The sequence below is a fragment of the Nonomuraea angiospora genome (genome assembly GCF_014873145.1).
Taxonomy (GTDB): domain Bacteria; phylum Actinomycetota; class Actinomycetes; order Streptosporangiales; family Streptosporangiaceae; genus Nonomuraea; species Nonomuraea angiospora.
In genome coordinates this window covers 8,921,917-8,943,486 of record NZ_JADBEK010000001.1, presented here as the reverse complement: position 1 = coordinate 8,943,486, position 21,570 = coordinate 8,921,917, and the positions used below count along the sequence as shown (strand labels likewise).

Annotated in this window: 20 protein-coding genes; 11 read left to right on the top strand and 9 right to left on the bottom strand. The window is 69.4% G+C overall.

Going from position 1 to position 21,570, the window contains the following annotated elements; translation table 11 throughout:
• Positions 1–3: 3 nt before the first annotated feature.
• Positions 4–1,464, top strand: a complete 1,461-nt coding sequence (locus tag H4W80_RS41310) for an aldehyde dehydrogenase family protein (protein ID WP_192790018.1) — start codon at positions 4–6, stop codon at positions 1,462–1,464.
• A 235-nt stretch (positions 1,465–1,699) separates the two neighbouring features.
• On the opposite strand, the gene H4W80_RS41305 is transcribed toward H4W80_RS41310, so the two are convergent.
• Positions 1,700–2,548: a bifunctional methylenetetrahydrofolate dehydrogenase/methenyltetrahydrofolate cyclohydrolase gene (locus H4W80_RS41305; protein WP_192790017.1), complete on the bottom strand. Its 849-nt coding sequence runs from the start codon at positions 2,546–2,548 to the stop codon at positions 1,700–1,702.
• A gap of 445 nt (positions 2,549–2,993) precedes the next feature.
• Here H4W80_RS41305 and H4W80_RS41300 point away from each other — a divergent pair, with 445 nt between their 5' ends.
• The 4 genes from H4W80_RS41300 to H4W80_RS41285 all read left to right on the top strand — a co-directional run bounded on the left by H4W80_RS41300 (position 2,994) and on the right by H4W80_RS41285 (position 6,315).
• Complete coding sequence (locus tag H4W80_RS41300; RefSeq protein WP_192794453.1) at positions 2,994–3,131, top strand: hypothetical protein; 138 nt, start codon at positions 2,994–2,996, stop codon at positions 3,129–3,131.
• The gene (locus H4W80_RS41295; RefSeq protein WP_192790016.1) at positions 3,131–4,042 is read left to right on the top strand and encodes an ROK family protein; all 912 of its coding nucleotides are present in this window, start codon (positions 3,131–3,133) and stop codon (positions 4,040–4,042) included. Before H4W80_RS41300 ends, H4W80_RS41295 begins: the two co-directional genes overlap by 1 nt.
• Before the next feature lie 1,247 nt (positions 4,043–5,289).
• A complete protein-coding gene (locus H4W80_RS41290; RefSeq protein ID WP_192790015.1) occupies positions 5,290–6,033 on the top strand; it encodes a hypothetical protein in 744 nt (247 codons plus the stop codon).
• A 54-nt stretch (positions 6,034–6,087) separates the two neighbouring features.
• Positions 6,088–6,315 carry a hypothetical protein gene (locus H4W80_RS41285; RefSeq protein WP_192790014.1) on the top strand — a complete coding sequence of 76 codons (228 nt, stop codon included), beginning with the start codon at positions 6,088–6,090 and terminating at the stop codon, positions 6,313–6,315.
• 163 nt (positions 6,316–6,478) lie between these two features.
• Here the strand turns inward: H4W80_RS41285 and H4W80_RS41280 are convergent, their stop codons facing one another.
• From H4W80_RS41280 to purN, 3 genes are all read right to left on the bottom strand, one after another.
• The gene (locus tag H4W80_RS41280) at positions 6,479–6,655 is read right to left on the bottom strand and encodes a hypothetical protein (RefSeq protein ID WP_192790013.1); all 177 of its coding nucleotides are present in this window, start codon (positions 6,653–6,655) and stop codon (positions 6,479–6,481) included.
• Positions 6,656–7,057: 402 nt separating this feature from the next.
• Positions 7,058–8,596: a bifunctional phosphoribosylaminoimidazolecarboxamide formyltransferase/IMP cyclohydrolase gene (gene purH / locus H4W80_RS41275; protein ID WP_192790012.1), complete on the bottom strand. Its 1,539-nt coding sequence runs from the start codon at positions 8,594–8,596 to the stop codon at positions 7,058–7,060.
• Positions 8,593–9,222: a phosphoribosylglycinamide formyltransferase gene (gene purN / locus H4W80_RS41270; RefSeq protein ID WP_318787291.1), complete on the bottom strand. Its 630-nt coding sequence runs from the start codon at positions 9,220–9,222 to the stop codon at positions 8,593–8,595. Before purN ends, purH begins: the two co-directional genes overlap by 4 nt.
• 74 nt (positions 9,223–9,296) lie before the next feature.
• Between purN and H4W80_RS41265 the strand changes: the two genes are divergently transcribed.
• Positions 9,297–9,716 (top strand): hypothetical protein, encoded by a 420-nt coding sequence (locus H4W80_RS41265; protein ID WP_318787290.1) that lies wholly within the window; start codon positions 9,297–9,299, stop codon positions 9,714–9,716.
• 18 nt (positions 9,717–9,734) lie between these two features.
• On the opposite strand, the gene H4W80_RS41260 is transcribed toward H4W80_RS41265, so the two are convergent.
• The 3 genes from H4W80_RS41260 to sucC all read right to left on the bottom strand — a co-directional run bounded on the left by H4W80_RS41260 (position 9,735) and on the right by sucC (position 13,716).
• Positions 9,735–11,360, bottom strand: a complete 1,626-nt coding sequence (locus H4W80_RS41260) for a cell division protein PerM (protein ID WP_192790011.1) — start codon at positions 11,358–11,360, stop codon at positions 9,735–9,737.
• Positions 11,361–11,655: 295 nt separating this feature from the next.
• Positions 11,656–12,531: a succinate--CoA ligase subunit alpha gene (gene sucD, locus H4W80_RS41255; RefSeq protein ID WP_192790010.1), complete on the bottom strand. Its 876-nt coding sequence runs from the start codon at positions 12,529–12,531 to the stop codon at positions 11,656–11,658.
• A gap of 3 nt (positions 12,532–12,534) precedes the next feature.
• Positions 12,535–13,716: an ADP-forming succinate--CoA ligase subunit beta gene (gene sucC / locus H4W80_RS41250; RefSeq protein ID WP_192790009.1), complete on the bottom strand. Its 1,182-nt coding sequence runs from the start codon at positions 13,714–13,716 to the stop codon at positions 12,535–12,537.
• A gap of 413 nt (positions 13,717–14,129) precedes the next feature.
• Between sucC and H4W80_RS41245 the strand changes: the two genes are divergently transcribed.
• Together H4W80_RS41245 and H4W80_RS41240 are read left to right on the top strand one after the other, a co-directional pair.
• The gene (locus H4W80_RS41245) at positions 14,130–14,921 is read left to right on the top strand and encodes a hypothetical protein (RefSeq protein WP_192790008.1); all 792 of its coding nucleotides are present in this window, start codon (positions 14,130–14,132) and stop codon (positions 14,919–14,921) included.
• 69 nt (positions 14,922–14,990) lie between these two features.
• Positions 14,991–15,770, top strand: a complete 780-nt coding sequence (locus H4W80_RS41240; protein WP_192790007.1) for a hypothetical protein — start codon at positions 14,991–14,993, stop codon at positions 15,768–15,770.
• Positions 15,771–15,875: 105 nt separating this feature from the next.
• On the opposite strand, the gene galE is transcribed toward H4W80_RS41240, so the two are convergent.
• Both galE and H4W80_RS61650 read right to left on the bottom strand, forming a co-directional pair.
• The gene (galE, locus tag H4W80_RS41235) at positions 15,876–16,853 is read right to left on the bottom strand and encodes a UDP-glucose 4-epimerase GalE (RefSeq protein WP_192794031.1); all 978 of its coding nucleotides are present in this window, start codon (positions 16,851–16,853) and stop codon (positions 15,876–15,878) included.
• A 13-nt stretch (positions 16,854–16,866) separates the two neighbouring features.
• Positions 16,867–17,640, bottom strand: a complete 774-nt coding sequence (locus H4W80_RS61650) for a hypothetical protein (RefSeq protein WP_225963930.1) — start codon at positions 17,638–17,640, stop codon at positions 16,867–16,869.
• A 1,184-nt stretch (positions 17,641–18,824) separates the two neighbouring features.
• Between H4W80_RS61650 and H4W80_RS41225 the strand changes: the two genes are divergently transcribed.
• The 3 genes from H4W80_RS41225 to H4W80_RS41215 all read left to right on the top strand — a co-directional run bounded on the left by H4W80_RS41225 (position 18,825) and on the right by H4W80_RS41215 (position 21,286).
• Positions 18,825–20,285: a glutamate-cysteine ligase family protein gene (locus H4W80_RS41225; protein WP_318787289.1), complete on the top strand. Its 1,461-nt coding sequence runs from the start codon at positions 18,825–18,827 to the stop codon at positions 20,283–20,285.
• Positions 20,282–20,926 (top strand): neutral zinc metallopeptidase, encoded by a 645-nt coding sequence (locus H4W80_RS41220; RefSeq protein ID WP_192790005.1) that lies wholly within the window; start codon positions 20,282–20,284, stop codon positions 20,924–20,926. The genes H4W80_RS41225 and H4W80_RS41220 overlap by 4 nt, the downstream gene beginning before the upstream one ends.
• 102 nt (positions 20,927–21,028) lie before the next feature.
• On the top strand, positions 21,029–21,286 hold the full coding sequence (locus H4W80_RS41215; protein ID WP_192790004.1) for a WhiB family transcriptional regulator: 258 nt from the start codon (positions 21,029–21,031) through the stop codon (positions 21,284–21,286).
• Positions 21,287–21,570: the final 284 nt, after the last annotated feature.

The following is a 21,570-nucleotide window of genomic DNA, read 5'->3' as shown; positions in this document are numbered from 1 at the left end:
ACCATGACGTTCCTCGACCCCAAGATCTGGACGGGCTCGATCTTCGACGGCGGATGGACGGCCTCGCGCGCCGGTGACGTGCCCGTCATCGAGCCCGCCACCGGCGACGAACTCGGCCGCGCGGGCACCGCCGGCGCCGACGACGTGGCGGCCGCCGCCGTACGGGCCCGGTCGGAGCAGCGGGCGTGGGCCGCCACCCCGTACGAGGAGCGGGCGGCGCTGCTGCGGCGGGCCGGACGGCTGTTCGAGGAGCACGCGCAGGAGATCCAGGACTGGATCGTCAGGGAGTCCGGCGGCGTGCCGGGCAAGGCGGGGTTCGAGACGCACGTGGCGGCGCAGGAGTGCTACGAGGCGGCGGCGCTGGCCTCGCAACCCCTGGGAGAGGTGCTGCCGACGGCCCGCAGGCGGCTCAGCTTCGCCCGCCGGGTGCCGGTCGGGGTGGTGGGGGTGATCGCGCCGTTCAACTTCCCGCTGATCCTGGGCATCCGGTCGGTCGCCCCGGCCCTGGCGCTGGGGAACGCGGTGGTGTTCAAGCCGGACCAGCGTACGGCCGTGTGCGGCGGCTTCTCGATCGCGCGCGTCTTCGAGGAGGCCGGGCTGCCGAGCGGGCTCCTGCACGTGCTGCCCGGCGGCCCCGAGGCCGGTCAGGCGCTGGTCGCCGACCCGAACATCCCCGTGATCTCCTTCACCGGCTCCACCGCCACCGGGCGCAAGGTGGGCGAGGCGGCGGCCCGCCTGCTCAAGCGAGTCCACCTGGAGCTGGGCGGGAACTCGGCGCTGGTCGTCTTCGACGACGCCGACCTCGGGGCCGCCGCGTCGGCGGGCGCGTGGGCGTCCTTCTTCCACCAGGGGCAGATCTGCATGACCTCGGGGCGGCACCTCGTGCACGAGGCCGTGGCCGAGGAGTACGTCGAGCGCCTGGCCGCCAAGGCCACAGGCCTACCGGTGGGCGACCCCGCCACCGGCCAGGTCGCGCTCGGGCCCCTGATCGACGCCGGGCAGCGCGACCGGGTACACCAGCTGGTCACCGCGAGCGTCTCCGCCGGGGCCCGGCTCGCCGCCGGGGGGACGTACGAGGGGCTGTTCTACCGGCCGACCGTACTGGCCGAGGTGCCGGTGAGCGCGCCGGCGTACGCGGAGGAGGTGTTCGGGCCGGTGGCGCCGGTGACGACGTTCGCCACGCTGGAGGAGGCGGCGGCGCTGGCCGCGGACTCGGAGTACGGCCTGTCGCTGGGCGTTCTCACGCGGGACGTGATGAAGGGGATGGCGCTGGCCGACCTGGTGCCGACGGGGATCGTGCACATCAACGACCAGACCGTGGACGACGAGGCCGTGGCGCCGTTCGGCGGGGTGGGGGCCTCGGGGACGGGGGCGCGCTTCGGCGGCACCGGGGCGAACGTCGACGCCTTCACCGAGACGCAGTGGGTCACCATGCAGGGGGACATCGCCACGTACCCGTTCTAGGGGACGGCCCGCACGGGGCGCCGCGGGCGAGCGGCGCTCCGCGCTTCCGGCGGCCTGCGCTTGAGACACGGCCTGCGCTTGAGACGGCCCTTCAGGCGCGGCGCGCTCAGTCAGCGACTCATTGGGCTCCGCGCCTCATTGAGCTCAGCAGCTCATTGGGCTCAGCGGCTCATTGGCTCCGCGCCTCATTGGGCTCAGCGGCTCATTGGCTCCGCGCCTCATTGGGCTCAGCGGCTCATTGGGCGCGTTCGGCCGCCTCGACCACGTTGGACAGCAGCAGGGCGCGGGTCATGGGCCCGACGCCACCCGGGTTGGGCGTCAGGAACCCCGCTACCTCCGCCACGTCCAGCGCCACGTCACCGGCGATCTTGCCGTTGACCCGGGAGACCCCCACGTCGAGGACGGCCGCGCCGGGCTTGACCATGTCACGGGTGATCAGGTCGGGTACGCCCGCCGCCGCCACCACGATGTCCGCCCGGCGAACGTGCCCGGCCAGGTCCTGGGTGCCGGTGTGGCAGAGGGTCACGGTCGCGTTCTCGCTGCGGCGGGTGAGCAGGAGGCCCAGCGAACGGCCCACCGTGATGCCGCGCCCGACCACGGCCACCTCGGCGCCCTTGATCGGCACGCCGTACTCCTGCAGGAGCAGCACGATGCCGTGCGGGGTGCACGGGAGCGGGGCGTCGACCATGTGGACGAGGCGGCCCAGGTTGATCGGGTGGAGGCCGTCGGCGTCCTTGGCCGGGTCCATGCGCTCGAGCAGGGCCATCGCGTCGAGGTGCCTGGGGAGGGGGAGCTGGACGATGTAGCCGGTGCACTCGGGTGAGGCGTTGAGCTCGTCGATGGCCGCCTCGACCTCGGCCTGGGTGGCGCTGGCCGGGAGGTCGACGCGGATGGAGGCGATGCCCACCTCCGCGCAGTCACGGTGCTTGCCCGCGACGTAGATCTGGCTGCCGGGGTCGTCACCCACGAGGACGGTGCCCAGGCCGGGCGTGATGCCGCGTTCCTTGAGCGCGGCCACTCGGGTCGTGAGGTCTGCCTTTATCTTGGCGGCGGTCGCCTTGCCGTCGAGTTTCACTGCGCTCATGCGGCAATCCTTCCATGTCCCTCCGGCCCCTCGACACGCCACTCCCGACAGCAGTCACCCGCCCTTTACCGATGCTTTGGAGAGCTCGTCCCCGGCCGCCCCCTGCCGGCAGACCGCTCTCTGCGTCCGAGGCACGAACACCCACAAGTTATCCACAGACACCAGGCAGTCGGCCCCAGTTATCCACAGGCAATCGTTGACATCGTTGTCATTGATCTTGGAAGGGCTTAGTGTTGCGGGCGCCAGCAACATGCTCACGGAGGTCGGAGGTCCCCTTGCCGTTCCGCCTGATGAAATCCACCGGCCTCAGCTCCCCCCACCTCCCCCTGCACTCCCTGACCCAAGCCAACCTCCCGCAGTCCCATCAGAACCAAGAAGCCCCCGACCGCCTACTCACCACAGCACCTCGAATCACCCCCATGCCCCTCCACTGAGCCGAGGTGGAGTGACGCTGCTGGATGCCGCGCGCCGGAGAGCCTTCGCGCGGTGGCTGGATGACATGCGCGCCAAGAAGGTAGAACTCGTGCCCGGACTGGAACACCCTGGCGATCCCCGCCAGCCCGACAAACACCACAAACATTGATGAACTACGTACTTGCCATCGACATCGGAGGAACCAAGCTCGCCGCCGCACTGGTGGACGAGGAAGGTTCCGTGTTGCGTTCCGGCACCCGGCCTACGCCGCGCACGGACGTCATGTCCGCCCTGACGGCCCTCATCACGGAAGTGACCGAAGGCGGCCCACCGCCGGAAGCCGTCGGGATCGGATGCGCCGGACCGCTGGACCTGGCCGCCGGAACGGTGAGCCCGGTGAACATGCCCAGCTGGCGCGGATTCCCCTTGCGCGAGGAGGTGCGGAAGCTGACAGGGCTGCCCACCGTGCTCGCCGGCGACGCACAGTGCTTCGCGCTCGGCGAGCACTGGTTGGGAGCAGGACGCGACAGTACGTCCCTGCTCGGAATCGTCGTGTCCACCGGGATCGGCGGTGGATTGGTGATCGACGGCATGCCGCTCCTGGGACCGACCGGGAATGCCGGACATGTCGGTCACATGTCCATCGACCCCAACGGCGAGCGGTGCGAGTGCGGCGGCCGGGGCTGTGTCGAGCGCTACGCCAGCGGACCCAACCTCGCCCGCTGGGCCTTGGACAACGGGTGGTCCCCCGCGCTCAATGGATCGGAGGAGAAGGCGGACGCCCGAGCGCTCGCCAGGGACGCGGCGGCGGGTGATCCGGCCGCGGTGGCGGCGTTCGAACGCGGTGCGCGGGCGCTGGCCGGAATGATCGCCTCCACGGCGGCCGCGGTCGAGATCACCACCGTGGTCATCGGGGGTGGCGTGTCGGCGGCCGGGAAGGTGCTGTTCGATCCGTTGGAGCGCATCCTCGATGACGTGGCCGGGCTGGCGTTCGTCCGGGCGGTGCAGGTCCAGCAGAGCACGCTTGGCGTGGATGCGGCCCTGGCGGGAGCAGCCCGTTTGGCGTCCATGGCCCGTTAGGCGGCCCTTGAGCGTCTCCTACCGGTACGCGATCCATCTATCGATGGCGTACCGGTAGGAGGCGCTGGACGAAGGATGTCCTGGGGACATCGACTTCGGCTCCAGCGAAGCTCGCTCCCCGGGCTGGGTCATCCGGAGAAAAGTCCACGGCGCAGGGAAGGAGCGGCGTCGGACGAAGTGTCGCGGGGGTGTCGCAATACCTGGCGCAGCGTGCCGACCGTAGGAGCCCGCGCGTGGCACCCTCTCCCCTGTCGGGACACCTCCGCGAGGTGTCAGCCGAGCCGTACGACCTGTGTTGATGGTGGTCGGAGCCGCGCATGGAATCGTGCGCCCGATCCGCGGCCTGCGCAGGTGCCACACGTGTACGCGCACAGGCGTCACGGCGTCATCGCCGGCTGGCCGGTCGGCCGACTGCAGGCGGAGCGCCCTGGCCTCAGGAGTCGAGTCCGCGCGTGGGACCGTGACAACGTCGTGCGTGACGAAGCTCGCCCGTATTGTCATCGTGATGTGCTTGGCGTCGAGGGAGAGCCCCATGGCGGTGTCATGCAGTCCCTAGGCCCTCCTGGATGGGTTTCCGCACGAGGGCAGCGCCGATCGTCTCGGGCTGGATCGACTGGTCTTTCTCATCCAGATATTCCCGCAGGCCCTTGTCGAGCAGCTCCGCTACCTGACAGCAATTCCCGGGCTGCCAGGATTTCGGAAGTGCGGATTTATCGGGTACTTTTCCTACATTTCGACTTCATCGCCGAGACGCAAGTCTGCCGCGGGGATACGGAACTCCACCATGTACGGCAGCGTATGAGCATGTCACTGTGGGTACAAGGCCCAAGGCTCTACGCGAGGAGGGTGCATAGACATGACTCCCGGTTGCGGGAACTGCGACTGCGCTGACGTGCTGTACCAAGGAACCCCACCCCGCTGGACGGTGCTGCACATCGAGTAAGCGCCAAAAAAGCAGAAAAGGGTCCGGTCCGCCGTGATTACGGCGGACCGATCCGCATTTCGAACAACTCCGCAAAGAGGGCGATCCGCATGCGCACGGTTGGAATCTTGTAACGCAGGTCGCAGCGGGCAGCGATGTGCGTTTACGTCGGGCCACCCTCGTTGGAGTTGCCATGTCTCACCAGTACGGCCCCCCGCAAGGACCGCCCTACGGCGGCTACCCGCCACAGGGTCCACCACCCGGGCATGGCTACGGGTATCCGCACCCACCTCCCCGGCCGCGGAAGACGCACACGGGGCTGAAGGTGGTCGGCGGCATCGTCGGCGGTGTCTTCGTGCTCTTCCTGGTGTTCGCCGTGGTCGGAATGCTCATCGGGCCGGGCGGGCGATCCGCGAACGGGCGCGACCGGCTCGTGGTCGCTGAGCAGACGCCGACCAGTTCCACCGGCCAGGAGGAGACGTCGGCACCGGCCGCCCAGGAGGAGCCCGCGCCGACGCCGACCCCGTCGCCGACCGTGGCGAAGCCGCGCACCTATCGGGGTGCCGGGGACAAGGTGCTCAAGGTCGAAGAGACCGAGAACATCCTGCTGGCGACGCTCACACACCAGGGAGGGGCGAACTTCATCGTCAACCCGATCGACCCGGGCGGCGCCGAGCAGGCGTCGATCGTGAACGAGATCGGCGCCTACAACGGCACGGTCATCGTCAACGAAGACCACGGCAAGGTGCTGCGCGGCTTCAAGATCAAGGCGGACGGGGCCTGGACGCTCACGTTGAAGCCGCTGACGATGGCCCGGGAGTGGGGCGGTGACCGCATCTCCGGGCGCGGCGATGAAGTGCTCCTGCTGTCTCCGGCCGCCTCCGGCCTGACCACCGTGAAGGCCGACCACTCCGGGAGCAGCAACTTCATCGTGACCTCCTACGCGGAGCAGTCACGGGAGAATCTGGTGAACGAGATCGGCTCATACCGCGGCGAAGTGCTGCTACCGGATGGAACGGTCCTGGTGACGGTGCACGCGGACGGACGGTGGACCTTCACCAAGAGCTGAGCCGGGCGGTAGGACGGGACCACCCCAGGAGAGCGGTCAAGGTGTGTTGGCGACTTGGAATCCGATTTCCCGCCGAGCGCTTCGGCGAGCGTGGGCGGCGTCACCCCGGTGCCGGGAGCACCGGAGAAGGCGAAGGCGGGCCCGTCGGCGGTCGCGAGCCGGCCGGGAACCGTCCCGGCAAGGCTGCTGGAGGCGGCGGCGACCATGCTGGGGGCGATCCTGGCGATGGCGTCGACCGCGCTGGATGCGGCATCGGGCTGGGCTCCGGCCCCTGTCGGCTGAAGCGTCCGTGGCCCTTCGCGGCTGGATCCTGTGCTGCCGCAGTCAGGGATGGGGTGCTCAGTTCTGAACGGCGGGGGGCGGCGCCGTCACTGGGCGCTCGGGCGAGAAACGTGCACCGAAGGGAAGCGCCGACCGCCCTCAACCCTGGGGGTGGAACGGTGGGTTACTCGCGTTCGGCGGCCTGGGCTTCGCGGCGTTCGATGATCCGGCGGGTGATCGGGATGATCTCCACCACGCGGCTGCCGAGGTAAGCCCCGATCACGGCGAGCACCAGGAGGACGAAGGGGCTGGCGGCAACGCCGTTCATGGTGACGAAGACCTGCAGGATCAACTCGAGCAAGAGGGGCTCCGGGGGAATGGGTGAGGTAGGAGTGGCACTCAGGGTAACCGGAGCCGGCGTGTGCTCGCCCCTGAAACGGCCAAACGGCAACATGATCGTCTATGCCGCTCTTTAGCGGACGATTGCGACGGCCTGCGCCGGATGAGGTGTTCGGGGCCTGAGTGGTGCAACGGCCCGCCGTGCGGGGCAAGGCACCTTGGGGGCGTAGCGGTCCGCGTTGCCGAAGGCGGTGTGCGCGTTGCCGAAGGCGGCGTGCGTGTTGGCCAGGCACAGGAAGCGCGGCGCCCGAGCGCAGGAGGCGCGGTGTTCGTGTGCGGCCCCGGGCGGTGGGGGCAGGGTTGGAGGAGGGCCAGAGGGGGTTCTGGCCCTGAGGTGGGTGAAGGGGCGGGTCGCCGAGGGTGGTTAGTGGAAGAAGTGGCGGGTGCCGGTGAAGTAGAGCGTGATGCCGGCCTTTTCGGCGGCCTCGATGACGAGTTCGTCCCGGATCGAGCCGCCGGGCTCCACGATGAACCGGACGCCCGCGTCGATCAGCACCTGCGCCCCGTCCGGGAACGGGAAGTACGCGTCCGAGGCCGCGACCGCCCCCTTCGCGCGCTCGCCCGCCCTGGAGACCGCCAGGCGGCACGAGTCGACCCGGTTGACCTGGCCCATGCCCACGCCCACCGTCGCCCCGTCGCTGGCCAGCAGGATGGCGTTGGACTTGACCGAGCGGCAGGCGCGCCAGGCGAACTCCAGGTCCGCCAGTTGCTCGGGCGAGGCCGGGGTGCCGGTCTTGAGCTCCCACTGCGCGGCCGAGTCGCCGGACGCGTCCACCTTGTCCACGGACTGCGCCAGGACGCCGCCGTCGATCTCGCGCAGCTCCACCTGCCGCGACGGCCCCTCCGGGCACTGCAGCAGGCGCAGGCTCTTCTTGGCCCGCAGGACCTCCAGCGCCTCCGCCGCGTAGGACGGCGCGATGACGACCTCGGTGAAGATGTCGGCGATCTGCCGGGCCAGCTCGGCCGTGACCTCGCGGTTGACGGCGATCACGCCGCCGTACGCCGAGACGGGGTCGCACGCGTGCGCCTTGCGGTGGGCCTCGGCCACGTCGGCGCCGATGGCGATGCCGCACGGGTTCTGGTGCTTGATGATGGCCACGCACGGCTCGCTGAAGTCCCAGGCGGCCCGCCAGGCGGCGTCGGAGTCGAGGTAGTTGTTGTACGACATCTCCTTGCCGTGCAGCTGCTCGGCGTTGGCCAGCCCGCTCGTGCCGGCCGTGTAGAGGGCGGCGCTCTGGTGCGGGTTCTCGCCGTAGCGGAGCGTGGCCTTGCGCTCGTACGTCGCCCCCGTGAACGCCGGGAACCGGTCCTCCCCGTACGTCCCCGCGAACCAGTTGGCCACCGCCACGTCGTACGAGGCCGTGTGCGCGTACGCGATGCCCGCCAGCCGCCTGCGCTCCTCCAGCGTGAAGCCGCCCTCGGCCAGCGCGTTGAGCACGTCGCCGTAGAAACCCGGGTCGACCACGACGGCGCAGGTGTTGTGGTTCTTGGCGGCGCCGCGGATCATGGCGGGCCCGCCGATGTCGATCTGCTCGACGCACTCCTCGTCGGACGCGCCGGAGGCCACCGTCTCCTGGAACGGGTAGAGGTTGACCACGACGAGCTGGAACGGGTCGATCTCCAGCTCCTCCAGCTGGGCCACGTGGTGCGGCTTGGTGACGTCGGCCAGCAGGCCGGCGTGCACGCGCGGGTGCAGGGTCTTGACCCGCCCGTCCAGGCACTCCGGGAACCCGGTGAGCTGCTCGACCTTGGTCACCGGGATCCCGAACGACGAGATCGCGGCGGCCGTGCCACCGGTCGAGACGATCTCCACCCCGGCGCCGTCGAGGGCTCTGGCCAGCTCCTCGAGCCCGGACTTGTCGTAAACAGCGATCAGCGCGCGCCGGATGGCGATGCGTGTCACGTGGATTCCCCTCCTGTTAGGTTGCCGATGCGGACCTGACGTCCGCTGACCGTCCAGCCCTCGCGAGCCATCCGGCCGACGATCTCGACGAGCAGGCGCCGCTCCACGGTCTTGATGCGCTCGTGCAGGACCGCCTCGTCGTCATCCGGGAGTACGGGCACCGCCTCCTGGGCGACGATCGGCCCGGTGTCGACGCCGGAGTCGGCCAGCATCACCGTGCAGCCGCTCACCTTGACCCCGTGGGCGAGCGCGTCCCGCACGCCGTGCGCGCCGGGGAACGACGGCAGCAGCGCCGGGTGCGTGTTCAGCACGGGAAAGGCGTCGAGGGTCGGCGGACCCAGAATTTTCATGAAACCCGCCGACACCACCAGGTCAGGCTCGTACGCTGCGATTCTGGCCGCGATGGCGGCATCCCATTCCGCCCGCGTCGCATAATCGCCCAATTTTTCAACAAAAGTTGGGACTTGTGCCCTCGTCGCCCTGGCCAGCCCTTCGATCCCATCCCTGTCCGCACCGACCGCGACCACCCGGGCCCCGTACGACGGGTCGGCAGAAGCGTCCAGCAGGGCCTGTAGGTTGGTTCCAGAGCCGGAGACGAGGACGACGAGCCGCCCAGCCTTAGACACGCACACTCCAATGAGGAAACAGGGTGGGGGTGCCAGAGTATCTGTTCCTCGCCCGGCGACGCAGAGGAGGTCAGGTGTCGACACCGGTGCAGGCACCGGCAGGCCAGCAGCCCGCCGATTCGGCGGGTCGCCGAGCGATCTGGTTGTCCATCGCAGCGCTGGCCATGACGTTCATGTTGCCGCTCGCGGGCCTGGTCATGGCGCTGTTCGCGCTCGTGGCGGGGATCCGGGCGCTGCCGCAGCTGAAGGCCGCGGGCCGGTCCACAGGCATCGCCGTCGGCGGCATCACGATCTCCTCGATCGCGCTGGCGCTGTCGGCCATGGCCACGGGAATGCAGCTGTACCTGATGGACGAATACTCGGCCTACCAGGAGTGCATGAAGGGCGCGGGCACCGTTTCGGCGCAGGGCGAGTGCTTCACGCAGTTCAGGGACGCGGCCCAGCGCAAGCTGCCCGCCGACGTGCTGCAGTTGCTCGGCACCGTGCAGCCCTGAGCCGACGCCGGACGCGGATCAGTCGCGGTCCCAGGCGTACGGGTCGAGGTAGATGACGTGGCCGCCGCGGTCGTCCGACTCGTCCACGATGTCCTTGCGGGGCGGGCGGTCCGGCTCCGGCAGGCGCGGGCGGGCCTGGGCCAGCGTCTCGGCCTCGGCTGAGGCGTGCTCGTCCTGCCAGTCGTCCCTGATGACCGGGATCTCCTGGGTGTCGGCCTCGGTGGCGTCCATCCAGTGGCCGGGCAGCGGGCGCGGGTCCGACTCGGCCAGCCCGACCTTGCTCGCCGCCTTGGCGATGGCGGCCCCCGCCTTGCGTACGGGGGCGGCCGCCTTGTCGAGCGGCGTACGGGCGCGCTTGTTGAGCAGCAGCAGGTTGGCCACGCCGGCGGAGATGCCCGCGGCCACGCCGACCTCCACCGCGACGGAGAGCGCCACCTCCCAGGGCGAGGGCCCGATCGTGGCCAGCCGCCCGCCGCCGATGGGCCCGCCGGACAGCGCCGCCAGCAGCCCCGCCACGAGCCCGGTGACGACCCCGCTGAGGAACCCCCACAGCGGCGCCGCCTCATAGGAGGGCGACGGCGAGATCCGGGCCACCATGACCCCCGCGACGGCCCCCGCCGCGAACGGCACCGCGACCACCGCCATCATCCACCCCGGCACGGGCCCGCTCTCCGGCAACGCCCCCAGCAGCGGCAGGCTCGGCACCGTGCCGAGCTGCACCCCCGTGGGCGCGACCAGGGTGTCGGCGCCGATCGCGAACCCGGGCCCGGCGATGTAGGAGGAGGCCCAGACGACGGCGTTGAGCAGGTAGAGGAGCTGCAGCAGCAACAGCAGCACGCCGCCGACGAGCCCCGGCGAGAGCACGTCGGACAGCTCCTTGACCTGCCCGAAGTTCACCACGACGGCGACCAGCACCAGCGCGAGCCCGGCCACGAGCAGCACCGCCGTGGCGACCGCCGTGGCGACGGTGAGCGCGCGCACCCGCTCGGGCAGCAGCCGCAGCATCACCCGCCAGGGCCCGATCATCCGCGCCGTGGCCAGCGACCCCGCCAGGAACGCCAGCACGAAGTGGCTGAGCAGCGCCTCGCCGATGAACGGCTGCGTGATCTCGTTGCTCGCCGCGAGCGCGATCAACCCCGCGAGCAGCGCGTACGGCGCCGCCAGCGACACCCCGGCCTGGACGACCACGGCGAGCTGGGCGCGGCGACGGGCCCCGGCCTGCTCCTTGGGGCTGTTCTTCGGCAGCCGGGCGGGCAGCCGCAGCCGCAGGTCGGCGTCGCGGGCCATCCACCGCCCGGCGCGGTAGAGGAGCACGGCGGGCAGCACGATCAGCCCCAGCGGCAGCAGCCCGACCCGCCCGCCCTGGATCGCGAACCCGGCGTGGTGCGCGGCCAGCCAGAGCTGCGCCGCCGTGCGGAACACGCCCGGCAGCCCCGTGCCCAGCGTGCCGCGCGGCGCGGCGATCCAGCCGACGAGGGTGAGGGTGGTGAGCGCGGCCAGGCCGACGCCCAGCGTGGCGGCGGCGGCCAGCATCCCGGACACGGGGAGCGGCCGCCTCGTCTCGTCGTCGTCGCCTGAGCTCCCGGGGAGCTTGCCCAGCATCGACCGGGGGGCAGCACGCAACTGGTCGAGAATCGCCGTCACAGTAGGCGATTTTCTCAAGGTTTCCCGACCGGCGCTTGGTTGACGCGCCGCCGCCCATCCACTTTGTGACGTCGAATTACACCTGATTTGTCCTCCTGGCCCCGGGTCGGCCACGGAGACGGCCCACGGGGCGGCGTAACGGCGGCCGGCCCCGCGCACCTCGTGACCGTCTCCCTGGACGGGGGCCGGCCACGTGCGGCGGGTGGGTCGCCCGCCGTAAGCGTAAAGGGTGGGGAAGGGAAAGCCCCGTGCGGGGAGAACCGCACGGGGCTTTCGGAAAACGGAAACCCGCTGGTCAGCGCGCCTGCATGATCTCGCGCATGAGGCGGGCGGTCTCGGAGGGGGTCTTGCCGACGCGGACGCCGACCTTCTCCAGGGCCTCCTTCTTGGCCTGGGCGGTGCCCGCGGAGCCCGACACGATGGCGCCGGCGTGGCCCATGGTCTTGCCCTCGGGCGCGGTGAAGCCCGCGACGTAGGCCACGACCGGCTTGGTGACGTGCTGCTCGATGTAGGCGGCGGCCCGCTCCTCGGCGTCGCCGCCGATCTCGCCGATCATGACGATCGCGTCGGTGCCCGGGTCGTCCTGGAACGCCTGGAGCGCGTCGATGTGGGTCGTGCCGATGACAGGGTCGCCACCGATGCCCACAGCGGTCGAGAAGCCGAAGTCACGCAGCTCGTACATCAGCTGGTACGTCAGCGTGCCCGACTTCGAGACCAGGCCGATGCGGCCCGCGGTGGTGATGTCGGCCGGGATGATGCCCGCGTTGGAGGCACCGGGAGAGGCGATGCCGGGGCAGTTGGGGCCGATGATGCGGGTCTTGTTGCCCTTGGAGACGGCGTACGCCCAGAAGGCGGTGCTGTCGTGGACCGGGACGCCCTCGGTGATCACCACGCACAGCGGGATCTCGGCGTCGATGGCCTCGATGACCGCGTCCTTGGTGAACGCCGGCGGCACGAACACGACCGACACGTCGGCGCCGGTCTTCTCCATGGCGTCCTTGACCGTCCCGAACACCGGCAGGCCCTCGTGCGTGATGCCGGCCTTGCGGGCGTTCACGCCGCCGACGACGCGGGCGCCGGAGGCGAGCATGCGGCGAGTGTGCTTGGTGCCCTCGCCACCGGTCATGCCCTGAACGATGATCTTGCTGTTCTCAGTCAACCAGATGGCCATGGGTCACGCACCTACCGCAGCGAGCTCGGCGGCACGCTTGGCCGCGTCGTCCATCGTGTCTACCAGCTCGACCCGCGGGAGCGCGGCGTCGGCCAGGATCTGCCGCCCGAGCTGGGCGTTGTTGCCGTCGAGGCGGACCACGAGCGGGTGGGTCACGGTCTCGCCGCGGCTCTCCAGCAGCTTGAACGCCGAGACGATGCCGTTGGCGACGGCGTCGCAGGCGGTGATGCCGCCGAAGACGTTCACGAAGATGGACTTGACGCTCGGGTCGGAGAGGATGATCTCCAGGCCCGCGGCCATGACCTCGGCCGAGGCGCCGCCGCCGATGTCGAGGAAGTTCGCGGGGGACGGCTTGCCGGGGAACTGCTCGCCCGCGTAGGCCACCACGTCGAGCGTGGACATGACCAGGCCCGCGCCGTTGCCGATGATGCCGACGTCGCCGTCGAGCTTGACGTAGTTGAGGTCCTTCTCCTTGGCCTTGGCCTCGAGGGGGTCCTCGGCCGCCTTGTCGGCGAGCGCCTCGTGGTCGGCCTGGCGGAAGCCGGCGTTGTCGTCGAGCGTGACCTTGCCGTCGAGGGCCTTGACCTGGCCGTCGGCCGACAGGATCATCGGGTTGACCTCGACGAGCGTGGCGTCCTCGTCGACGAAGCAGCACCAGAGCTTCTCGATGAGGTCGGCGGCGCCGTCGAGCGCCTTCTCCGGCAGGCCACCGGCCACCGCGATCTCGCGGGCCTTCGCGCGGTCGATGCCGGTCAGCGCCGAGACCGGCACCTTGGCGACCTTCTCGGGCGCGGTGTGGGCGACCTCTTCGATGTCCATGCCGCCCGCGGCGGAGCAGATGGCGAGGAAGGTACGGTTGGCGCGGTCGAGCAGGAAGGAGAAGTAATACTCCTCCGCGATCGCACTGGCCTCCTCGACGAGGACCTTGTGGACCGTGTGGCCCTTGATGTCCATGCCGAGGATGGCTTCGGCCTTGGTCACGGCGTCGGCCGCGTCGTCGGCCACCTTGACGCCTCCGGCTTTGCCTCGGCCACCGGTCTTGACCTGGGCCTTGACGACAACGCGGCCGGTCAGCTCCTCGGCGGCCGACCGCACCTCCTCCACGTTGTGTGCGACGATGCCGCGTGGCACCGGGATGCCGTAGTCGGCGAAGAGCTCCTTCGCCTGATGTTCGAACAGGTCCACGAGGGTCCGTCCTCTTCCGTTTGGTCGCTCGCCCTCTGTCGGGTTCGCGCCCTGCTTTTCCGACTGATGTTCGACGGCCCGGGCAACTGCGCTGACGGTCGCGTCCGCTCACCGCTCGTTGGCATCGTGCCTCGCTCTCTCACGGCGAGCTCCTACGCTCAGGGGTGCGTGCCGGGCGTTTCCGCCGGTAAAGCCTAGCCCGAAGCTTGACCTGCCCAGGTCATGGGGGCATGGTTCTTCCGCTCTGTGACGGTCATCTCACTTCTCCAGGACGGACCCTGCACGAAAATGCACCGTTTCGGCATCGCGTGACCGGGTTGTCGATATATGGTCGTGATCTTCTATTGGCAGGATTCTGCTCCCTCTCCTTTTGAATCGAACGGGGAAATCGTATGAAGCGAATTCTCGCGGGCTTGGCGTTAACCACCGCTGCCGCGCTCGTTACCGCCACACCTGCCGCGCAGGCCGCGCCGGTGGACCCGGTGAAGGCGCTCAAGAAGCAGTTCGTCGCGGGGCACGGGGTACGGATCTCGGAGAAGACCCGGATGTCCGTGGACGGCAAGAGCATGGGCGTCAGCACGACGCTCGGCTCTTTCGAGTTCGGCAAGTCGGGAATCGTCGCCAGCGATGTCCGGACCCGCAGGTCCGGCAGCGACAAGAGCCTCGCGGCCGCGTTCGCCCCGCCGCGCATCATCACCGTCGGTGGCTACAGCTACGTCCAGGGCGGGCTGTTCACCGAGGACCTGCCCGAGGGCAAGAAGTGGATTCGTTACGGCGGTGGCGAGGCGACCGGCGGCACCTTCAACCAGATCCTCGACGTCTTCGAGCCGAAGGTGCTCAAGACGCTGGTGTCGCGTGCCAAGAGCTTCAAGGGCGGCACCTACAAGGGCGCCCTCACCTACAGCGAACTGGCCAAGGTCTACGGGCAGAAGCTGTCCGGCACGATCGGCAAGATCAAGATCGACTACGCGCTGAAGGTCAACTCCAAGGGTCTGGTCACCACGCTCAACTCGGGCTGGAGCCTGGACTTCGGCGTCCTGGGCAAGACCCGCTCCGAGACCGAGACCCGGTACCTTGGGTGGGGATCCAAGGTCAAGATCAAGGCTCCGGCCGAGGACCTGTGGGTCGACGTGGACGACCTCGGTGAGGACAGCGACGTTCCGCAGGAGATCCCGAACAACTCCCTGAACTCGCTCGCCAACTAGCACTAGTTCTTTCTCTGCCTCCTTCCGCCCGCGGGGCGGGAGGAGGCTTTCTCCTCTTCAAGGATGCGCATGAAGCGAGTTCTGGCGGCGGCGGTGGCCGCCGCGGCCCTGCTCACCGCCGCACCGGCACAGGCGGCAACCCCTGATCCGGTGAAGGCGCTGAAGAAGCAGCTCGTGCCCGGGCACGGCGTGAAGGTCTCCGAATTGTCCCGATCGATGGGCAAGGGGAAGAAGCCGACCGCCCTCCGTGTGACCGGCACCTTCGAGTTCGGCGCGTCAGGGGTCGTCGCCTCCGATGTGATCCTGCGCGGGAGCTTCCTGAAGCCCTCAGAGAAGATCGACTTCCGCGCGGTGACCGTCGGGAACCAGGCTTACGTCCAGAGCGAGGCTTTGACGAAGACTCTGCCCGAGGGCAAGACCTGGCTGCTTATGGGCGATGCGAGTAGGGCGAGCGGCACCTTTCACCCCCTCGACATCTTCCAGCCTGCCCAGTTGAAGGGCCTGCTCTCTCACGCGAAGTCCAGCACGGGTCGCCTCTACAGAGGCACACTCACCACCAAACAGACGGCCAAGCTCAGAGGGCTCTATTTCGGCCCTTCGGTGGACTATCGGCTGAGCGTCGACTCCACCGGCCTGCCCAGCCGCTTCTTCACCGGCGTGAAAAGCTCTTCAAGTTCGGAAACGGTTGACACCCGCTACAGCGACTGGGGTCACAAGGTGACGATCAAGGCTCCGCCCGAGGAGCTGGTGATCAGCTCCGAAGAGCTCAATCGGCAGGCCCTCGACGAGATGCTGCAGGAACTGCAGGAATTCCAGCTCATTCCGAACGAGGCGCTCGCCTCCCGGTAGGCGGTCCTCGGCCCGAGCGCGGCGTGCGTCCTGGTGGTCAGCCCGGCCGCGATCGGGCTCGTGGACGTCTAGAACCGCGCGACCCGGGACCACCAGGACGCAGGTCTACCCGAGCCGGGACTCCCGCAGGCCCGCCCATTCGAGCGAATGCCTGATGCCCTCCTCGACGGAGTAGCGGGCCTGCCAGTCCAGCAGGCTGCGGGCGCGGTCGCTGCGGGTGTAGGCGCCGGCCACGTCGCCGGGGCGCGGGTCGGTCTCGACGACCTCGATCGGGCGGTCGACGACCCGGTTGAACGCCTCGGCCAACTCCCGGACGGTGGTGCCGGCGCCGGTGCCCAGGTTGATCACGTCGACGTCCAGCCCGTCGAACCGCCGCAGCGCCGCCACGTGCGCCGTCGCCAGGTCCCAGACGTGAACGTAGTCGCGGATGCCCGTGCCGTCCCTGGTCGGGTAGCCGGTGCCGGTGATCCGGAAGGGGACGCCTTCCTCGTACGCCTCGATCATCTTGCCGAGGGCGTGGCTGGGCCGCCGCAACTGCAGACCGGTGCGCATCTCGGGGTCGGCGCCGATCGGGTTGAAGTAGCGCAGGGAGAGGATCTTGATCGGGCGGCCTGCGGCGATGTCGGCGAACATGGCCTCGCAGACCGCCTTGGTCCGCGCGTACGGGCTCTGGGGGTCGAGGGGGGAGTCCTCGGTCACCGTGTGGTCGTCGCCCGTGCGGTAGATGGACGCGGAGGAGCTGAAGATCATCCGGGTGCAGCCGTTGCGGATCAGATGATCGACGAACTCGAGGCTCTTGGTGACGTTCGCACGGTAGTAGCCAATGGGGTCGGCGACGGAGTCGGGGACCACGATGAACGCGGCACAGTGGACTACGGCCTCAATATCCGGATATTCGGCAAATATCTTGTCAATCAGTGGGCCGTCGCTGATATCCCCTTCATAGAACGCCCGCCCCTTCGCGAACTCGCGCCTGCCCGTGATGAGGTTGTCGAGAATGACGGGCTCGATCCCGGCATCGAGGCACGCCGACGCGACCGTGCTCCCGATATATCCCGCCCCGCCAGTAATCAATACTCGCATCCCAGCACCGTACCTATGGACTGAGCACAAGTGGCACGTGCTCAGCCGAACGCTCCGAACGGTGTTGAGCGTTCTGGTCGCCCGCGTACGCGCCGTGTCCGGGCGGCACGGATCGTGTCCGTGGTCCGGGGATGCGGGGGGGTCCCTCACGCCCACGGGTTTCCGGTTCGGCCTGGATGGTCCGATGCCCCTGCTCATCGCTCCGGTGAACAGGGGGCGGTGCCGTCCGACGCCGGATCGGGTGCCCTTGGGCGCGTCTGCCGATCGCCACCGCGATCCCGGTGGCGTCGGCCATCGAGGTCAGCCGGGCCCGAAGCTTGCTCGTGGGCAGGCCGGAGATGAGCCGGCGGAAGCGTTTGCGGCGGCCGTGCTTCTCCCGGGTCTTCTCCGCGGCGAAGTCGAGGTCTTCGATGGCGATGGCTTTCACGCCGCACGTGCGTGCCCAGTGCAGCAGCCGGGTCAGCGCGTGGCGGACCTGCGCGTCACGATGCATGGCGTTGCTGGACAGGTCGTAGCAGAAGCGTCGGGGGTTGCCGATCGGGTTGCCGTGGACATCCAGGCGCCAGGCGGCCAGGTGGTCGGCATTGGTGTCCACCCCGATCACCCCTGCGGCGAGCGCAGCCGAGAGGGGCACGGCCGGCGGCGCAGGGATCTGCCAAGAGGCGGTGATGTACCAGCGTCCTCGTTGTGTGTCCAGGTGGATGCGGTAGGCCACGGCCCGGTTGGCCTCGATGCGATCGGCCCACTCGGTGCCGCGGTGGGTGAAGGCCACCCGGCAGGCGAGCACGTAGCGGCCGTGCGGCGCGTTTGCGTGGTGTCAGCGGTGTGGGCAGTCTGATCGACACCCGGCCGTCGGGGGTGATGCGGATGGTCTCGTTTCCGTAGCGTTTGCCGGACTCGCCATCGGCGGCCAGGAACCAGCGCTCGGCCTGCCACCACTGCCGCCACTCGGCCTCGGTGAGCCCGGCGGCCTCCAGATGGTGCCGGGCACGTGCGAGGCGTTTGCCGCCCCGCACCACGCGCACCCGCCCGGCCTGTTGATCAGCCTTCCGACGGGCGAGCCGGTCGGTCAGCACGCCCAGACGGCGGGACTTGACGAACCACTCCTGCGCCGAACGGTAGCCGGCCGGCTCCTTGCGAGTGCCCTTCTTTCCGACGGGCAGGGACAGCCGGCGGGTTATCACAGCGATGGCGGCATGGAGGTCGCGGATGTGGCCGGCCTGGCAGCGGCGCGCCAGCGCCCACTGATCGTGCGACGCTTTGGTGATGGCCCCGGCCCAGCGCGCCGACGAGTGGGCGGTCAACTCGCGTTTGCGGGCCGCCCAGGTGACGACGCAGTGGGCCAACCCGTCGGCGCATCGGCTTTTCAGGTCGGCGGATGCCAGTGCACCCAGATGCGCGCCGACCAGGCGCAGCACCTGCTCGCCTGCGGGGGTGAGGTGCTTGAGCCGATCGCGGACGGCGACACCGGACGGGCCGGGCACCACGAATGCGGGAGCGATCGGACACAGCTCAGCCATGCTCGCCGACCTCCGCCATGATGCCGACGTGATCCACGGCCGGCCGCCGAGGGCACCACACGGCCGACGCCTGTGGATCGCAGTCGAACGGGCACGCCGGCATGACTGGCACTCGCCCCCTCCAGATTTTCACGTTGCGTGGCCACAACGATACCAATCGTTGACATTGCCGGATGGAACATGTGCGCGATACGGGCCGGCAGATGCGCAGCGCATCTCCACGGCCCTGCCGCTCACACCCATGCCAAAACTGCGCCCCGAGCCCTCAGACCGCTCCTATAACGAACGTCCACAGCGCGGCGCAGGAGTCCCACAGTCATCAGCACAGGCACGCCCCGGTGCCACAGCCGAACTCGCCACCGCGCCACATCCGCCACCGCACCCCGGCCACATCTTCTGGGCTTGTTGGGTTTGGCGTTGGCGTGCGACATTTCCTGATATGGGCAGAGACGTGCCAAGCGTCATCTTCAGCCGGGACGACCGACGCAAATATCGGGAAAAGGTGTATCGATGCCTCGACGTCTTCGCCCAGATGTTGCGCGAGTCCCGCTTTGAGTTCGAACGTCCCCTTGCCGGCCTGGAGATCGAGCTCAACATCGTGGACGCGTACGGCGAGGCGGCCATGCGCAACGCCCAGGTCCTCGCCGCGATCGAGCAGCCGGACTGGGCGACGGAGCTCGGGCAGTTCAACATCGAGATCAACATCGAGCCGCAGGAACTGGGCGGCGACGGCGCGCTCCGCCTGGAGGACGACGTCAGGGCACGGCTCAACCACGCCGAGGAACGCGCCCGCTCCCAGGACGGCCACCTCGTACTCATCGGCATCCTGCCCACCCTGCGCGAGCAGGACATCGGCGAGGGCACTCTCTCCGCGAACCCCCGCTACCGCCTGCTCAACGAGCAGATCTTCGCGGCCAGGGGCGAGGACCTGCACCTGGCCATCGAGGGCGTCGAGCGCCTGGACACCCACGCGGACAGCGTCGCCCCCGAGGCCGCGTGCACGAGCGTGCAGTTGCATCTGCAGGTCAGCCCCGACGCGTTCGCCTCGCACTGGAACGCGGCCCAGGCCATCGCCGGCCCTCAGGTCGCGGTGGCGGCCAACTCCCCGTACCTGTTCGGCAAGGAACTGCACCGCGAGACCAGGATCACCCTGTTCGAGCAGGCCACGGACACGCGGCCGGCCGAGTTGAAGGCGCAGGGCGTGCGGCCGAGGGTGTGGTTCGGAGAGCGGTGGATCACGAGTGTCTTCGACCTGTTCGAGGAGAACGTCAGCTATTACCCGGCCCTGCTGCCCCTGTGCGAGGACGAGGACCCCCGTACCGAGCTCGAACAGGGCCGCATCCCCCACCTGCACGAGCTGACCCTGCACAACGGCACGATCTACCGGTGGAACCGGCCGGTGTACGCGGTGGTGGACGGGGTGCCGCACCTGCGCGTGGAGAACCGCGTGCTGCCCGCCGGGCCCACCGTGGCCGACATCGCGGCGAACGCGGCGTTCTACTACGGGTTGATGCGCATGCTGCCGTACGCCGAGCGGCCGATCTGGAGTCAGATGTCGTTCCAGGCGGCGGAGGACAACCTCGGCGCGGCGGCCCGGCACGGGCTGGAGGCGCGGCTGTACTGGCCGGGCATGGGTGAGGTGCCGGCGGCGGAGCTGATCCTGCGCCGCCTGCTGCCCATGGCGCGCGAGGGGCTGGCCAGGTGGGGCGTGGACGGTCCCGTGGCCGACCGGCTGCTCGGCATCATCGAGGGGCGCTGCCTGACCGGCCGTACGGGGGCGAGCTGGCAGGTGGAACGCGTACGCGCGCATGAAAGGAGCTCCGGGGACCGGCACGAGGCGCTGCGGTCCATGACGCTCGACTACATCGAGCGGATGCACTCCAATGAGCCCGTGCACACTTGGGACGTATGAAGCCCGTGAAGCGCATCCTGGTCCTCGCCCTCATCCTCCTGCTCGGCGCCTGCGGCCTCGGCGGGCGGCCGTCCATGGACACCCAGGGGGCCGACTCGTTCGAGGACGATGTGCGGGCCGCCCGTACGCTGACGGAGGCGTTCTGGACGCAGCAGTTCCAGCAGAGCGGGCGGACTTATCGGCCTATCGCCGGCTTCGTCCCCTACTCCGGGAACTCCGGACCCAGCTGCGGCAACGAGCCCGCCGTACCGAACAACGCCTTCTACTGCCCCATCGGCCACTTCATCGCCTTTGACCAGACCTGGATGGAATCGCTCTGGAACGAGATGGGCGACGGGTCGGTCTATGTGATCATCCCCCACGAGTTCGGGCACGCGATCCAGGCCCAGCTCCAGACGGACTTCCAGCTCAACGTACAAATGGAGCTCCAGGCCGACTGTTACGCGGGCGGGACCCTCTCGGCGCTCGTACGCTCGGGCGCGCTCGACGCGGAGCCGGGCGACGAGGACGAGCTGCTCATGAGCCTGGAGGCGGCGGGCGACCCGACGGACGACTGGCTGAACCCGTCGGCTCACGGGACGGCCGAGCAGCGCCAGACGTCGTTCGCGACCGGCTACAGGGACGGCGTGAACGCGTGCTGACCGTGGGTGTACGCGAGGACGCGGAGTAGGACTCCAGGATGTATACGCGGGTCAACCGAGAGGATGATGTAACCGATCATGGTCTCGTTCTACCGTTGACCCATGCCATTGGAGGAGATCGGCTGGCTGCGAAGGGGTGCGTGCAGATCCAGCGACCCTGACCTCTTCTTCCCCCTCGCCCCCACGCCCTTGCAGGAGGCCCGCGCCAAAGCGGTCTGCGCGCGCTGCCAGGTCATCGAGGAGTGCCGCGCGTACGCGTTACGTTCGGGCGAGTCGGAGGGCATCTGGGGCGGCCTCACCCCGGAGGAGCGCCGCCGCAGTCGCTTCCCCACAGGCTGGCGCCGCCCAGCCGCCTCCTGACACCAACCGACCGACCGCACGGGCGAACCCAGCGGCGCACGCGAAGCCGACGAAGCGGACAGCGCAAGCGGCACGGGCCAAGCAAGCGGCACGGGCGAAGCAAGCGGCACGGGCCAAGCAAGCGGCACGGGCCAAGCGGACGGCGCAAGCGGAGCGGGCGAAGTAGGCGACACGGACGGCGCAAGCAGCCCGAGCGAAGCGCAGCACTGGCGACGCAAGCGGAGCGGCCAGCACGAGCGGAGCGGGGCGAAGCGGGCGGTACTGGCGGCGCAAGCGGAGCGGGG